Source organism: Mangrovihabitans endophyticus (assembly GCF_014646155.1).
GTDB lineage: Bacteria > Actinomycetota > Actinomycetes > Mycobacteriales > Micromonosporaceae > Actinoplanes > Actinoplanes endophyticus.
On sequence record NZ_BMMX01000004.1, the window covers coordinates 107,933 to 121,872 of the forward strand.

At 69.0% G+C, this 13,940-nt stretch carries 17 protein-coding genes; 6 read left to right on the plus strand and 11 right to left on the minus strand.

The genetic code is table 11. The features are described from left to right. Positions 1 to 14: 14 nt before the first annotated feature. The 10 genes from IEY73_RS08150 to IEY73_RS34215 all read right to left on the minus strand — a co-directional run bounded on the left by IEY73_RS08150 (position 15) and on the right by IEY73_RS34215 (position 8,014). Positions 15 to 692, minus strand: a complete 678-nt coding sequence (locus IEY73_RS08150) for a FliH/SctL family protein (protein WP_229715665.1) — start codon at positions 690 to 692, stop codon at positions 15 to 17. Beyond that, complete coding sequence (gene fliG, locus IEY73_RS08155) at positions 676 to 1,698, minus strand: flagellar motor switch protein FliG (RefSeq protein ID WP_189078485.1); 1,023 nt, start codon at positions 1,696 to 1,698, stop codon at positions 676 to 678. Before fliG ends, IEY73_RS08150 begins: the two co-directional genes overlap by 17 nt. A gap of 42 nt (positions 1,699 to 1,740) precedes the next feature. Then, positions 1,741 to 3,333: a flagellar basal-body MS-ring/collar protein FliF gene (gene fliF / locus IEY73_RS08160; protein WP_189078486.1), complete on the minus strand. Its 1,593-nt coding sequence runs from the start codon at positions 3,331 to 3,333 to the stop codon at positions 1,741 to 1,743. A 1-nt stretch (position 3,334) separates the two neighbouring features. Continuing rightward, positions 3,335 to 3,652, minus strand: coding sequence for a flagellar hook-basal body complex protein FliE (gene fliE, locus IEY73_RS08165; RefSeq protein WP_189078487.1), 318 nt, complete (start codon positions 3,650 to 3,652; stop codon positions 3,335 to 3,337). A 5-nt stretch (positions 3,653 to 3,657) separates the two neighbouring features. Beyond that, positions 3,658 to 4,050, minus strand: a complete 393-nt coding sequence (locus IEY73_RS08170; protein ID WP_189078488.1) for a flagellar basal body rod protein FlgC — start codon at positions 4,048 to 4,050, stop codon at positions 3,658 to 3,660. Between the two features lie 2 nt (positions 4,051 to 4,052). After that, positions 4,053 to 4,400, minus strand: coding sequence for a flagellar basal body rod protein FlgB (locus tag IEY73_RS08175; protein ID WP_189078489.1), 348 nt, complete (start codon positions 4,398 to 4,400; stop codon positions 4,053 to 4,055). Positions 4,401 to 4,591: 191 nt separating this feature from the next. Next, the gene (locus IEY73_RS08180) at positions 4,592 to 4,912 is read right to left on the minus strand and encodes a hypothetical protein (protein WP_189078490.1); all 321 of its coding nucleotides are present in this window, start codon (positions 4,910 to 4,912) and stop codon (positions 4,592 to 4,594) included. A 37-nt stretch (positions 4,913 to 4,949) separates the two neighbouring features. After that, complete coding sequence (gene fliS, locus IEY73_RS08185; protein ID WP_189078491.1) at positions 4,950 to 5,348, minus strand: flagellar export chaperone FliS; 399 nt, start codon at positions 5,346 to 5,348, stop codon at positions 4,950 to 4,952. Between the two features lie 27 nt (positions 5,349 to 5,375). After that, on the minus strand, positions 5,376 to 6,698 hold the full coding sequence (gene fliD, locus IEY73_RS08190; RefSeq protein WP_189078492.1) for a flagellar filament capping protein FliD: 1,323 nt from the start codon (positions 6,696 to 6,698) through the stop codon (positions 5,376 to 5,378). Between the two features lie 122 nt (positions 6,699 to 6,820). Then, positions 6,821 to 8,014 carry a flagellin N-terminal helical domain-containing protein gene (locus IEY73_RS34215; protein WP_189078493.1) on the minus strand — a complete coding sequence of 398 codons (1,194 nt, stop codon included), beginning with the start codon at positions 8,012 to 8,014 and terminating at the stop codon, positions 6,821 to 6,823. 253 nt (positions 8,015 to 8,267) lie between these two features. Here IEY73_RS34215 and flgN point away from each other — a divergent pair, with 253 nt between their 5' ends. The 5 genes from flgN (at position 8,268) to csrA (ending at position 11,791) form a co-directional block, all read left to right on the plus strand. Beyond that, positions 8,268 to 8,753, plus strand: coding sequence for a flagellar export chaperone FlgN (flgN, locus tag IEY73_RS08200; RefSeq protein ID WP_189078494.1), 486 nt, complete (start codon positions 8,268 to 8,270; stop codon positions 8,751 to 8,753). Continuing rightward, on the plus strand, positions 8,753 to 10,135 hold the full coding sequence (flgK, locus tag IEY73_RS08205; protein ID WP_189078495.1) for a flagellar hook-associated protein FlgK: 1,383 nt from the start codon (positions 8,753 to 8,755) through the stop codon (positions 10,133 to 10,135). Before flgN ends, flgK begins: the two co-directional genes overlap by 1 nt. 57 nt (positions 10,136 to 10,192) lie before the next feature. Continuing rightward, positions 10,193 to 11,041 (plus strand): flagellin N-terminal helical domain-containing protein, encoded by an 849-nt coding sequence (locus IEY73_RS08210; RefSeq protein WP_229715666.1) that lies wholly within the window; start codon positions 10,193 to 10,195, stop codon positions 11,039 to 11,041. A 41-nt stretch (positions 11,042 to 11,082) separates the two neighbouring features. After that, a complete protein-coding gene (gene fliW / locus IEY73_RS08215) occupies positions 11,083 to 11,475 on the plus strand; it encodes a flagellar assembly protein FliW (protein WP_229715667.1) in 393 nt (130 codons plus the stop codon). Positions 11,476 to 11,551: 76 nt separating this feature from the next. Further along, the gene (csrA, locus tag IEY73_RS08220) at positions 11,552 to 11,791 is read left to right on the plus strand and encodes a carbon storage regulator CsrA (protein ID WP_189078498.1); all 240 of its coding nucleotides are present in this window, start codon (positions 11,552 to 11,554) and stop codon (positions 11,789 to 11,791) included. Between the two features lie 213 nt (positions 11,792 to 12,004). Here csrA and IEY73_RS08225 read toward each other — a convergent pair whose 3' ends face one another. Next, positions 12,005 to 12,814, minus strand: a complete 810-nt coding sequence (locus IEY73_RS08225; protein ID WP_189078499.1) for a peptidoglycan DD-metalloendopeptidase family protein — start codon at positions 12,812 to 12,814, stop codon at positions 12,005 to 12,007. 379 nt (positions 12,815 to 13,193) lie between these two features. On the opposite strand from IEY73_RS08225, the gene IEY73_RS08230 reads away from it, so the two are divergent. Beyond that, positions 13,194 to 13,904 carry a hydrolase gene (locus tag IEY73_RS08230; RefSeq protein WP_229715668.1) on the plus strand — a complete coding sequence of 237 codons (711 nt, stop codon included), beginning with the start codon at positions 13,194 to 13,196 and terminating at the stop codon, positions 13,902 to 13,904. Positions 13,905 to 13,940 lie beyond the last annotated feature (36 nt).

Here is a 13,940-nt window from a genome sequence, read left to right on the forward strand (position 1 = left end):
TCGCGCCGCGGAGGTCACAGACGCAGCGCCTCGCGGACGCGCTGGACCGCCGCGGCGATGCTCGCGTCCACCGTCGTGGCTCCGGTGCGCGCCACCGCGTCGCCGGGCCGCAGCTCCGGGTCGGGTCGCAGGTGCACCGGCCGTCCCTGATAGTTGTAGTCGGCGTCGGTTGCGGTGCCGACCAGACTCCGATAATCGTCGGGATGCAGGCTCACCACGACCTCGCCGCGTTCCGGTGCGGCGGTCATCGCCCGGCGCAGGGCGTCCACCCCGCGATGGTCCGGATCGTCCAGCGTCCGGCCGACGATCGCCTCGGCCAGCTCGAAGGCGTGCGCCAGCACGATCTCCTGCAGCACGGCCGCATCCGGCGCGAGCCGCGTCTCCAGTTCGCCGACGGCGCGCCCGAGCGCGTTCACCGCACGGTCGAGGGCCGCGGCACGGCGCCGCTCGTGCGCCTGTTCGGCGGCCCGAGACTGCTCGGCCGCGTCCTCGGCGGCCACCGCGGCGGCCCGCTGGCCCTGCGCCCAGCCCTCGGCATAACCGGCCGTGCGGGCCTGCTGCTTGGCCCGCTCCACCGGGGCGCTGTCCATCGGCGGCTCGCGTCGCAGGTCCGTGGCGAACCGTGCGGCGGACGCCGACTCGGCCAGCGACCCGCGCAGCACCGGCGGCGTGCCGTCAGTCGATGAGTTCATCGGCCTCACCACGCTGGATCTCGATCTGGCCGGAGTCCTCCAGCGAACGGATCACCGAGACGATCTTCTGCTGCGCCTCCTCGACCATCTTGACCTTGACCGGACCGAGCAGATCGATCTCTTCGAGCAGGTTCTCCCGCCCCCGCTCGGACAGGTTGCTGGTGACCTTGCTGCGCACCCCCTCGGCGACGCCCTTGAGCGCGGTGGCCAGGTCCGACGGCTCGACCTGGCGCAGCACCAACTGGACCGCCCGGTCCTCCAGATTCACGATGTCCTCGAACATGAACATCCGGCGCCGGATCTCCTCGGCGATCTCCGGGTTGCGCGACTCCAGCGCCTCCAGGATGAGGCGTTCGGTGGTGCGGTCCGCCCGGTTGATGATGTCGACCAGGGGCTCGATGCCGCCGACCGTGGACAGCTCGTCCGGCTGCAGCACGGTGGACAGCTTGCGTTGCAGGGCCAGCTCCACCTGGCGGATGACGTCCGGTGAGGTGCGGTCCATGACGGCGATCCGGTGCGCGACGTCGGACTGCACCTCCGGCGGGAGCCCGGACAGGATCGAGGACGCCAGCGCCGACGGCACATGCGCGAGCACCAGCGCGATGGTCTGCGGGTGCTCGTACTGCACGTACGACAGAAGCTGCCGCGGATCCGCGTGGCTGAGGAAGTTGAACGGCATGTCGTTCAACGACGCCTGCAGACGGTCCAAGATCAGCGCGGCGCGCTCCGGGCCGAGGGACGCCTCCAGCAGTTCCCGCGCGTACGCCATGCCACCGGCCCCGGCGTGCTTGGCGGTCGCCATCGCGTAGAACTCGTCGATCACGTCGCCGACCACGTCGGATTCCAGGTTGCCCAGCCGGGCGATCTCGGCCGACAGCTCCTCCACCTCGGCCTCGGACATCCCGGCCATGATCCGGCCGGCGTGCTCCTTGCCCATCCGGACCAGCAGGATGGCCGCCTTGCGGACGCCCGTCATCGACGCGGTGGCCAGCGCGGGGGTGCTCACGTTCGTCTCTCCTCGGCGGTGCGGTCCGGGTGGTTCGGGCGGTCAGCGGCTGGCCGCGAGCCAGCCGCGCAGCAGTGCGGCCACTTCCTCGGGCTGTTCCTCGACCATCTGCTCGATTTCGCGTTGCCGGTCCTCGCGGGCCAGATCGTCGGCGGTCGGGCCCTCGATCGCCGGGCTGGGGATGCCCTCGTTCAGCTCCGCGAGCCGCTGCTGCTCCAGGGCGGCCTGCATCTTCTCCAGGTGGGCGAGTTCGGCGGGGGTGAGCGTCTTGCGCTTCTTGGCCCGCCGGCTGGCCCGCCAGGCCAGGAACATCAGGATCAGCACGACAAGAGCCAGGGCCGCCGTCTTGATCAGTGACATCTGCTTGGCGCTCTGCTCCGCCGCGGTCGCCTGCGCCAGGGACTGCTGGGCCTGCTGGGCGGCGCTGGTGTCGAACGGCATGGCGGCCACCGCGACCGTGTCGCCGCGGGTCGCGTCGATGCCGGCCGCCGCGCTGACCAACTGCTGCACCTGGGCCGGGTCCACGGCGGCGGCGACCGTGCTGTCCAGCAGCACCGACACGCTCAGCCGCTGCACCGCGCCGGGCGCGCTGCGCCGCGTCTCGGTGACCTCGTTGACCGCGTTGTTGCGCACCGTGTTGCTGTTCTCGTACTGCCCGGTGCCGTTCGCCCCGTTGGGCACCTGGATGTTGTCCGGGCCGAGCACCCCGCCGGTGCCCGAGCCGTCGCTGTTGTACGCCTCCCGGCTGATGCTCTCGGACAGCGCCGCCACCGACGGGTCCGACGTGTACGTCTTGGAGGTGGTCTCGGTCTGGTCGAAGTCCAGTTCCGCCGTGCTGGTGACCACGGCGTGGCCCGGTCCGACCACGCTGTCCAGCATGTTCTGCAGTGAGGTGTTGAGGCGGTTCTGGAACGACGTGGTCTGCGCCGCCGCGCCGCTGTCGCCCCCGGTGGCCACCGCCGCGCCGTTGCCGGCCGACAGCACCTTGCCGTCCGAGCCGGCCACCGTCACCTGGGTCGGGTCCAGCCCCTCGACGCTGGAGGCCACCAGGTTGACCACCGCGGTCACCTGCTGACCGGACAGCGGCTTGTTGGGCGAGGTCTGCACCAGCACCGACGCCGTCGTCTTGTCCTGGCTGTCGGCGAACACGTCCTTCTGCGGCATCACCAGGTGCACGGTGGCCGCCTCGACGCCATCGATCGACTTGATTGTGTTGGACAACTCCCCCTCCAGCGCACGCTGGTAGTTCGCATGCTGCAGGAAGTCGCTCGTGGTGATGCCCTGCTGGTCCAGGAGGGCATAGCCCGAGTCGGCATCGCCGGGCAGCCCTTCCGAGGACAGTTGCAGTCGCAGGGAGTTCACCTGGTCGCGCGGCACCAGCACGGTCGAGCCGTCGTTGGCCAACTCGTACGAGGTGCCGGTCTTCTGCAGCGACTCGACGATCGCGCTCGCGTCCTTGGTCGACAGGTTGTTGAACAAGATCGCGTACGAGGGCTTCGCCGCCCATGTGGCGAAGAAGTACCCACCGATGACGAGTGCGATGACCGCCACCACGGTCACCACCTTCTGGCCGGGTGTGAACGAGCCGAAGGTGGTGCCGAGGCGGCGCACCGGAGCGGGGAGTCGGTCCGTCATGTCAGGCCTGCATTCTCATGATTTCCTGGAAGGCTTCCAGGGCCTTGTTGCGGATGGCGACGGTCAGTTGCAGTCCGAGGGACGCCTCATTGGCGGCCATGGTGTACTGCGCCGGGTCCTGCAGGGTGCCGTCGGCTACCTGCACCGCGAGGTCCTCGGCGTGCGCCTGGGATGCCTGCACGCTGGACAGGCCCCGGGCGAGCATGCCGGCGAAGTCGCTCCCGGATCCACCGGTGGCGGCGACCCCGGACGAGGCACCGAGCGGGCTGGCCGGGGCGAGCGGGCTTACCGCGCCCAGCGCGGAGATGGCAGTGGGCATCGTCGTCACCTCCCGAGGTTGATCGCGGCGGAGTAGGAGTCGCGGGCCCGGTCGACCACGGCGAGGTTCGCCTGATAGGCGCGCTGCGCCATGATCATTTGGGACATCTGGTCGCTGAGATCGATGTCCGGGCGGCGCACGTAGCCCTCGTTGTCGGCCATCGGGTTGTCCGGCTCGTACGACAGGCGGCCGGCCGCGCTGCCGTAGGCGATGCCGCCCACCTCGGCACCGTTGCCGTCGTACGCCTCGCGAGCCACCACATAGCGGGCCTGAAAGGCGTTCTCGGAGGTGCGGGACACGTTGTCGATGTTGGCGATGTTGTCCGACACCGCATCCAGCCACTTGCGGTAGACGGTGACGCCGGTGCCGGCGACGCCGATCGCGTTGAACGTGCTCATCGTCAGGCTCCCTTGATCGCGTCGCGCAGCATGCCGTACTCGTGGTCCAGGGCGCGGAGCGTGAGCTGGTATCGCATCGTCGTGTCGAGGTGCGAGAGGGTCTCCTGGTCGAGGTTGACGTTGGAACCGTTGAGGCGCGTCGGCTCCAGCGACCGCTGCACGCTCGGGGTGACCCCGGACGGCGCGGCGCCGGTGCGCACGGCGTGCGCGAGCGACTCCTCGAACTTGACCTTACGGGCCTGGTAGCCCGGGGTCTCGATGTTGGCGATGTTGTCCGCGATGGCGCTCTGCCGGGCCGTGAGGCCGGCAGCCGCGACCTTGAGCGATGACGACGACAGGGTGTCGAACACGGCGGTCTGTCCCCCTTCGTTTTCCGAATGCCGCCGGTCCATGGCGAATGTGTTGAGCGATCCGTGCTCGTACCCTCCGATTCGACCCACTGTCTCGCGCGCTGAGCGTGCCTCGGGTGTCGCGCGGTTGCATGACGGGAGCCCGCCCCGACGGCGTCGGAACGGGCTCCGTGTCCGGCGAGGCCGGTGTGTCACATGGCGCAGTCGAGGTAGACGGGGCGCTTGACCGCCTCACCCGTTTCGATCCGGGCGTTCATCGCCAGTTGCTGGCGGGAGGCGACCAGCCGGCGGGCGATCTCCTCGGCCGCGCGAAGCTGGCGGGTCAGAATCTCGTCGGCGCGGGGACGCAGCTCCAGCGGCAGGGCGCCGATTTCGGTTGGCGGGCGCCACGGGTCGGACGGCGGAACCTCGGCGAGCCGGTGCTGGTCGGCAAGCATCGCCTCGGTGGCCGCGACATCCATTTCCAGCGCGTCCAGGGCGAGGGTCCAGGCGTCACGCCAGTCCTGTGTCATGCCGGGCACCTCATTCCGACGTCCGTGCGGTGGGGTGTCAATCCGCGGCCGCGGTCGAGACCGGGGTGGCCAGGGCGGCGGCTTCCCGCCACGCGTCGCGCAGCGGCTCGATGATCGATCGGCAGGAGGCGACCTTGTCCGCGTCGCATCGGATGTTCGCCTGGATCAGCTCGGTGAGCAGGAAGCCGTACAGGCTGGCCAGGCCGGGCGCGCCGGACCAGGCCTCCATGTCGAGCGTGGTGCGCAGTTCCAGGATGATCTCCTGGGCGTGGCCGATCTTCTCCGACGCTGTCTCGCGGCGGCCGTCGCGCAGCGCCTCCTCGCCCTGGACCAGGTCCAGCACGAGGCGATCGTAGAGCATGGCGAGCAGCTTGCCCGGCGATGCGGTGCTGATCGATTCCTGCAGATAACGGTCGCGCAGGTGGGACGAACTCATGGGGCGTCCTTCTCCGGTAGGGGACGGTCAGCCGAGGCTGGCGATCTGGCCGGACAGCCAGGTGGATTGCGACTGCAGCTTGCCCAGCGCGGTCTCCAGGTCGGCGTACTGCTTTTGCAACGCTTCCCGGCGCGCGGCGAGACGGAGGTCCCAGTTGTCGATCTGTGAATTCATCGAATCGATGTAATTGTTGCGGCCGGTGATCGCCGAGGTGACGTTGTCCGACTGTGCCTTGGACACCTCCTCGAAGGCATCCGCGAAGCCGATGCCGGCACTCTTGATCGTGCTCGGGTCGGCGTTGTAGGCGGCGGTGAACTTCGCCTGGTCGAAGGTGAGCCGGCCGGTGCGGTCGAGTTCGATGCCGAGCTTGCTGAGGCTGCCGAACGCGATGTCGTTGCCGTCCAAGTCGGTGTAGCTCAGACCGCGGCTGACCGTGCCCATGATCGCCGAGCTCATCTGTCGCACCATGAAGTCGCCGGTCAGCGGCGAGCCCTTCTTGGTGGTGGCGTCGTACGCGGTCTGGGTGGCGACCTCGTCCAGCGCGGCGTTTGCCGCGTCGACCAGGGCCTGGAATTTGCCGGCGATGCCGGAGACGTCGGAGTCGACGGTGAGCGTCACCCCGGTCTCCACCTTGCCGACGGTGACCGTCACGCCGGCCATCAATCCGGTGAAGGTGTTGGTGTTGCTGACCACGCTGAAGCCGCCGGTCTCGTCCGGCCCGCCGACCTGGAGTTTCGCGTCCTGCGCGGCCACCGCGGTCATCAGGCCGGTGTCCTCCAGGCCGGTGACCGTGAACGCGTTGCCCTCACCCGTCTTCGCGCCGGTGAGTTGCAGGATGTTCTCGGCGCCACCGGTGGTCACCACCGACGATTTGACGCCGATGCCGGCCCGGTTGATCGCGTCCGAGATGCCCTGGGCCGACTTGTCGGCGCTGATGTCGATGGTCACCGGATCGCCGGAGCCGATGGTGATCTCGATGCTGTCGGACGTGGTGACGTCGCCGCTGGTGGCCACGCGGGCCGTGCTCACCTGTCCCTTGGCCAGTTGGACCACGTCGAAGCTCATGGTGCCGGTGGTGGTGTTGGTGCCACCGACCGCGGTGGCGGTCACCGACGTGGAGTTGGAGACCGGCTTGATCGCTCGCCAGGTGCTGAGCTGGCTCAGATCGTCGGCCGCGCCTTTCAGCGCGGACAGCTTGGTGTTGACCGCCTGGTACGACTTCACGACCGTCTCGGCGGCGGACACCTTGGACTTGAGCCGGGTCTGCGGTGCCGCCTCCACCTCCATGAGCTGAGAGATCAGCGAGGAGGTGCTGAGACCGCTGACGAGGCCATCGACAGAGCTGGTCATCGCGAGCCTGCTTTCGAACCGGTGACAGATGTGGAACGGGGGTGGCCGGCGTTCGCCTGCCACCCCCGTCTATTCGGTTGTCCGCTCAGATGCGTGAGCCTTCGCGCGTTGCCGTCGGGTTGTCAGCGCAGCAGCGAGAGCACGTTCTGCGAGGCCTGGTTGGCCTGCGACAGCATGGACGTGCCGGCCTGGGTCAGGATCTGGTTGCGGGTGAACGCGACCATCTCCTGCGCCATGTCGGTGTCGCGGATCCGCGACTCCGAGGCGGACAGGTTCTCCACCGAGACGTTCAGGTTGTTGATGGTGTGCTCGAACCGGTTCTGGTAGGCACCGAGCTCGGCACGCTGGTCCGACACCTGCTGGAGGGCCGAGTCCAGCGCCTCGATGGCGCCGTCCGGGTCCGAGGTCAGGTCCAGCGAGTTGGTGCCCAGGGCCGCGGCGCTGACCGCACCGATCGAAATGGTCAGCGTCTCGCCCTTGTTGGCGCCCACCTGGAACTGTCCGCTGTGGCCGTTGGCCAGGGCGGCGCTGGTCTGCGCGCCGGTGCCCAGGCCGAGGTCGTCCAGGCCGGTGCCGGCGCCGTTGTCGTTGATGACGAAGTCGGTGGTGCCGTTGATCTCGAAGGTGTATCCGGAGCCATCGTCGGCGACGGTGGCGGCGAACCGGACCTCGTTGCCGTTGTAGCCGGCGGCCTTCAGCGCGCTGTCGAGGGCCGTGTTGATCGAGTCCACCACCTCGGCCGCGCTGGCGCCGGCACCCGGGCCGGTGGTGGTGACCGCGATCGGGGTGCCCAGCGTGACGCCGCCGAGGGTGGTGATGTCGAAGGCCAGGTTGCCGGTGGGCAGCGCGGTGGTCTGCTTGGTGCCGGCCACCTGCTGGGTGGTGCCGAACGAGCCGTCCAGCAGCTTCGACTTGCCGAAGGCGGTGGTGCTACCGATCCGGTCCAGTTCGGAGTTGAGCTGGCTGAACTCCTTCTGCGCGGCGGCTGCGGCCTCGGAGTCGGTGGAGCCACCGTTGGCCGCCTGGACCGAGAGGTCACGCATGCGCTGCAGGATCGAGGTGACCTCGTTCAGCGCGCCTTCCGCGGTCTGCGTGACGCTGATGCCGTCCTGGGCGTTGCGCACGGCGACCTTGAGGCCACCGATCTGCGAGCGCAGGCCCTCCGAGATGGACAGGCCGGCCGCGTCGTCCGCCGCCCGGTTGATGCGGTAGCCGCTGGACAGCTTCTCCAGGGACTTCGACATCTGGTTGTCCGTGACGGACAGGTTCCGGTAGGCGTTCTGCGCGGCGATGTTCTGGTTGATGCGGAGACCCATTGCGTTGTCCTCCTTGAAAGTGGGTCCGATCCCCCGGCTCGTCCGTGAGCCGTTGGCGTTCGCCATGAGTGATCGGCCGTATGCCGTCGGTCATGAGAAGTATCCGAAACTTGTTCGCACCGGTACGGGAAACGGTGGAATTGCTCCGCACCGCGCGGGCAACCGGATGGTCCTCAACCGCTCAGTTAGACCCGCGGAGTGCCGACTTGTCCGGTGAGCGGGGGAACGGCCTCCGCGGAGACGGAGGACCGGCGTGAGCCTGACCGACCTGTCCAGCGTCCTGTGGCGCGCCCGTGAACTCCTCGAACTGCTGCTGTTCAAGCTGGAGGAGGAACAGCTTCTGCTGGCGGCCGGGCGGTCGCGGTGGCTCTCGCACGCCACCCGCGAGGTGGAGGTCGTGCTGGATCAGATTCGGCAGACCGAGGTGGCCCGCGCCGCCTACTCGCAGGCCGTCGCCGTGGAGTTCGGGCTGGCCGCCGAGGCGTCGCTGGGCGAACTCGCCGACGCGGCGCCCGACCCCTGGTCCGAGCTGCTGCACCAGCACCGCAAGGCGTTCCTCGCGCTGACCTCCGAGATCAGCTCCATCGCCGAGTCGAATCGCGATCTGCTCACCGCCGGTCAGCGCGCAGCTCGGGAAACCATGCTCGCGTTCGCCGGAACCGTGGAAACGTATGGGCGGCAAGGCCAGACCGTCACCGGCGGCGTGCGCCGCCCCAGCCTGGTGGACGAGGCGATCTGATGGGAAGCAGCTTCGGCAGTATCAACACCGCGCTCAGTTCGCTGTACGCGCAGCGCCGCGCATTGGATGTAACGGGACAGAACATTGCGAACGCGAACACCGAGGGATATACCCGGCAGCACGTCGTTATGCAGTCGCAGACCGGTTCCATCCGGCCCGCGATGTACGCGCGCAGCGACGGACTCGGCAGCGGCGTGGCCGTCTCCGCGGTGCAGCGTGTCCGCGACGAATACCTGGAGAACCGGGGCCGCGCCGAGCACGCGAACAGCGCGTACCTGACCCGGCAGACGGCCGCCTACTCCAGTATCGAGGACGTCTTCGCCGAGCCCAGCGACACCGCCATGCAGGCACAACTGCATGACATGTGGGACGCGTGGGCCGACGTGGCGAACAACCCGAAGGATTCCGCGGCCCGCGCCGCGCTGATCCAGCGCAGCGCCACTGTCGCGGACGGCCTGAACACCGCGCACGACGCGTTGGCCGGCCAGTGGCGGGGCACCCGGGAGCAGCTCGTCGCCTACGTGGACGAGGTGAACACCGCGGCCACGCACGTCGCGCAGCTCAACGACACCATCGTCAAGGCGCAGGCCTCCGGGGTGACCGTCAACGAGCTGGAGGACCAGCGCGACCTGCAGGTGCTGAAGCTGGCCGAGCTGACCGGAGCGACCGCGTCCAAGCGGCCCAACGGCGCGATGGACGTCTTCGTCGGCAACTCCACTCTGGTCAGTGAGTTCACCCCGCGGCAGTTGGAGGTGACCGGCGCGCTGCGGCTGGAGGACCAGGGCACCGACCCGCTCACGCTGCGCTGGGCGGACACCGGCACCAAGGTCACCGTGGGCGGCACGATGGGTGCGATGTCCGACGTGATGACCACCATCATCCCGGCCATCTCCGACGAGCTGGACGTCATCGCCAAGAACCTGATCGACACGGTGAACGCCGCGCACACGGGCGGTTTCCAGCTCGACGGCACCCCCGGCACGGACTTCTTCAGCGGCACCACGGCGGGCACCATCGCGGTGGCGATCAGCGACCCGTCCGAGGTCGCCGCCGCGGCGACCGCCGGCACGCTGGACAACACGGTCGCCGACGGGCTCGCCGACGTGGGCACCAGCTCCACCGGGCCGGACGCCCAGTACCGCGACATGATCGCCCGGCTCGGCGTGGCCGCGCAGTCCTCCAGCCGGCGCACCGAGATCCAAGCCACCATCACCGAGCAGGTGGATTCGGCGCGTGAGTCGACCTCCGGCGTCAACCTCGACGAGGAGATGACCAACCTGCTCACCTACCAGCGGGGTTACGAGGCCGCGTCGCGGGTGCTGACCACCGTCGACGCGATGCTCGACCAGCTCATCAACCGCACCGGTCTGGTCGGACGATAAGGAGCACGACGCATGGCCATCTCCGGACGCGTCACCGAACGCAGCATTCACACCCGGGTGCTGAACAACCTGCAGCGCAACATCCAGCGCGGCGAGCATCTGCAGGAGCAGCTCTCCAGCGGCAAGATGCTGAACCGGCCATCGGACTCGCCCACCGGCACGGTCTCCGCGATGCAGTTGCGCACCGAGTCGCGCGCCAACGAGCAGTACGTCCGCAACGCCGACGACGGCATCGGCTGGTTGTCGAGTCTGGACACCGCGCTCAGCGGATCGCTGGCGTCGGTGAACCGGGCGCGCGACCTGACCCTGCAGGGACTCAACATGGGCAGCGGCAGTGCCGATTCGCGGGAGGCGTTGGCCGTCGAGGTGGACAACATCCGCACCTCGATTCTCGGCTACGCCAACACCAAGTATCTGGACCGTCCGATCTTCGGCGGCACCACCACCGGCGACGTGGCGTACGACGGTGCGGCCGCCTTCGTCGGGGACACCAACCCGACTACCCGAACCGTGGGCGCCAACTCGAAGGTGCGCGTCGACGTGAGCGGTCCGGAAGCGTTCGGCCTCGGCAGCTCCGAGTTGTTCACGGTGCTCCAGGACATCTCCGACGCGTTGCGTGCCGGCGACGCCGACGCGCTGGGCACCGGATTGGAGAACCTCGACAACGCGAGAGATTTACTGAAAAACACCCTTTCGGGAGTAGGTGCCCGATACAATCGGATTACGCAAATGAAGCAGTCCGCGCAGGACCGTCTGCTTTCAGTGGCGTCGCAGCTTTCCGATGTCGAGGACGTCGACCTGCCCAAGACGATCATGGAAATGCAGCTGCAGCAGACGTCGTACCAGGCAGCTTTGGCCGCCTCGGCCAAGGTGATCCAGCCCTCGCTCATCGACTTCTTGAGGTGACCATGAGCATGCAAGCAACCGCACGACCGCTCGAGGAACGCATGACGAACATGTCCCTGCCGACCATTCACATGGCGGCACCGATGCCCGGATTCCCGGCGCACCAGAGGTTCGTGCTTGTCCGTCTCAACGACGAAGGCCTCCTGTACGCCTTCACCTCGATCGACAACCCGGAGTTGCGTTTCCTGGTCGTGCCGCCGGAGAAGTTCTTCGACAACTACACGCCGGAGATCCCCGACGAGGCGCTCGCGCTGCTGGGCTACCCGCAGGCCGAGGACCTGCTGACGATGCTGGTCATCACGGCCGGCCGGGACGCCACCTCGGCCAACCTGATGGCTCCCATCGTCATCAACCAGGTCAACCGGATGGCCGTGCAGGTCGTGCTCACCGGTTCCGGCCTGCCGGTCCGGGCGATCCTGCAGCGCGGCAAGTAAGACGCCCCGGGCATACCGCCGGTGGGCGGCATGTCCCGGGCACGCACCTGTTCCATGCCACGGAGGGGGAAACCGGGTGCTCGTGCTGACCAGGAAGGCCGGCGAGAGCGTGATGATCGGTGACGACATCGTCATCACGGTTCTGGAGGCCCGGGGCGACGTCATCCGGCTCGGCATCGACGCTCCGCGTGACGTTCGTGTCCATCGTGAAGAGGTCTACCGGGAGCTGCAAGCGGCGAACCGGGAGGCCGCGTCGCCGACCGACGAAGCCGTGGCGGCACTGACCGAGATGTTGCGTCCGCCGCCGCAGCACTGAGCGCACCACCCGACAGCGGGCCGGATCCCTTCCGGCCCGCTTCGTCGTGCCCGGTCGCCGGCGGTCCTCCGTCGTCCCCTGCTCAGGCGTGGGTAGCGGCCAGGTACGTCGCGCCCAGGTCCCCGGCTGGGCCGCCACCGAGCCCGGGCGACGCGACAGCGCCCCGCCGGGGATGATTCACCGGCGGGGCGCTGGACGATGGGGCGTACCGGGTCAGCCGAAGTACTGGCCGTACCGGCGCATGAACCAGATGGGGTTCATCGCGTTGGCGCGTGTCGCCGGGTTTCCGGCGTGCACCTCGAAGTGCAGGTGTGGTCCGGATGACGCGCCGGATGATCCGACGTAGCCGATGACCTGTCCCTGGGCCACGGATTGTCCGACCGAGACGGACGGGCGCCGGTACATGTGGCAGTACCGCGTGAGGAAGCCGTCCGGGTGTGAGATCTCGGCGTACCAGCCACAGCCGCTGATGTTGCGGCTGCCGTCGACGTCGCAGTTGTTGGTCGAGGCGTTGCACCGGACCCGGGTCACGCGGCCGGCGGCGGCGGCGCGAATCGGGGTGTAGCGGGCGGCGGAGAGGTCCACGCCGTCGTGGGTGGGGCGGGTCGCCGTGCGGAAGGCGCTGGACAGCCCCGCGTACACCGGAGGCACGTAGGTGGGAGTGTCGGTGCAGACCGGAATGCGGAAGGCGCCGCGCCGGATGAAGGCGTCGGAGACATAGGCGCCGTTGGTCAGCCGGTCCCAGAGACCGGTGTACCGGACCGTGCCGTTGAGCGGCTTGCCGAGCACGCGACACATGATGCCCACGTTGCCGTCGTTGCGAATGGCGCCCACGGACGGGTAGCCGAGGCTGGGGCCGGTGCGCATGGCCAGGCGTGCGGAGCCCGAGACGACGACCTTGCCGTATCCGGCGATGCGCGAGGCCGCCTGCGCCGCGGAGGCGGGCGCGACGGCGAACGGCAGAATGGCGGTGATCACTGCGACCGCCGCGAACATGGCGCGGCGCTGATGTCGGCGCTGCATAAGAAGATCCCTTCCGGCACGCACCCTGCGTGCACGACGCCAGGCTGCCGAGCGCGGGCTGCCGGGTGAGGTGCGCCGCCATTGCAGGACGGTTGCACCAAAGACCGGGATGTGTGTGCGACTCGTGGTCCGCCGCCGGCAGGGCGGGCACCGGTCATAGTTGCGCGCGTACGGGGTGGGAGTCGGCTGTTCCGGCATAACCGTCTCGGCGGGCGCGCCCGGCGGTATCGTGCTGCCGCCGCACGGCCTGATACCAAACCGCTCCATCGGCGGACCTGCGCTCACAACGCCTCCGTCCGACTCTTGTGCACAGAAGGAAAGTGCAGGTCACAGCCAGTCCGGGAGCGAAATCGTGGGCGCAGAGCGGGAATCAGTCGTGGTGAGCGGCCCACGGGCACTCGACCTGACGGCGGACATGCACGTGCATACCGGTTTCGCCGCCGGCCGGGACAGCGTCGGTGTCGTGGTGTCCGCCGCCGACCGGGGCGGTCTCACCGCGCTCACCTTCGCCGACCAGGTCGGTCCGGACACCGCCTGGCTGCCCGCGTACGCGGACGCGGTGCAACGCGCCCGCCGCCGCACCGAGATTCGGCTGCGGGTGGCCGCGGAGGTGGAGGTGATACGGCCGGACGGATGGGTCGCGTTGCCGTCCGACTTCGCCAAGATCGAGGCGGTTTCCGTGGCGGTGTCCAGGCTGCCGACGCCGGACGACCCGGTCGAGCCGAGGGAGGTACGCGCCGGGCTGGCCGCCGGAACTCTCCGTGTCGCTCAGGTTGTGGAGACCGTGGTGACCGCAACGGTGCTCGGCTTGGCGCGCGCGGCGCGGTATGCGCCGACGCAACTGGCGCGCCCGCTCAGCCTGCTGAACCAGGTCGGCATCGACGACGAGGCGATCACCGACGACGCGTTGCGCGCGCTGATCGACGGCTGCCGCTCGGCCGGCACCGTGGTCGAGGTCAGCGAGGCCTGGCGCAGCCCGTCGCCGCGAGTGGTGCGCCGACTGCGCGAGGCCGACGTGCCGCTCGTGGCCGCGAGTGACGCCCGGTACGCCTCGGACGTGGGCGTCTGGCAGTACCTGCGCCGAGTATGAGCAATTCTCGTGTCCGGCCGTGCGGGCGTACGTACC

Excerpts from the sequence above, each read along its gene's own strand:
- IEY73_RS08150 (WP_229715665.1), bottom strand. The coding sequence starts at position 692 with ATGAACTCATCGACTGACGGCACGCCGCCGGTGCTGCGCGGGTCGCTG.
- fliF (WP_189078486.1), bottom strand. The coding sequence starts at position 3,333 with ATGACGGACCGACTCCCCGCTCCGGTGCGCCGCCTCGGCACCACCTTC.
- fliE (WP_189078487.1), bottom strand. The coding sequence starts at position 3,652 with ATGCCCACTGCCATCTCCGCGCTGGGCGCGGTAAGCCCGCTCGCCCCG.
- IEY73_RS08170 (WP_189078488.1), bottom strand. The coding sequence starts at position 4,050 with ATGAGCACGTTCAACGCGATCGGCGTCGCCGGCACCGGCGTCACCGTC.
- IEY73_RS08180 (WP_189078490.1), bottom strand. The coding sequence starts at position 4,912 with ATGACACAGGACTGGCGTGACGCCTGGACCCTCGCCCTGGACGCGCTG.
- fliS (WP_189078491.1), bottom strand. The coding sequence starts at position 5,348 with ATGAGTTCGTCCCACCTGCGCGACCGTTATCTGCAGGAATCGATCAGC.
- fliD (WP_189078492.1), bottom strand. The coding sequence starts at position 6,698 with ATGACCAGCTCTGTCGATGGCCTCGTCAGCGGTCTCAGCACCTCCTCG.
- IEY73_RS34215 (WP_189078493.1), bottom strand. The coding sequence starts at position 8,014 with ATGGGTCTCCGCATCAACCAGAACATCGCCGCGCAGAACGCCTACCGG.
- flgK (WP_189078495.1), top strand. The coding sequence starts at position 8,753 with ATGGGAAGCAGCTTCGGCAGTATCAACACCGCGCTCAGTTCGCTGTAC.
- fliW (WP_229715667.1), top strand. The coding sequence starts at position 11,083 with ATGACGAACATGTCCCTGCCGACCATTCACATGGCGGCACCGATGCCC.
- IEY73_RS08225 (WP_189078499.1), bottom strand. The coding sequence starts at position 12,814 with ATGCAGCGCCGACATCAGCGCCGCGCCATGTTCGCGGCGGTCGCAGTG.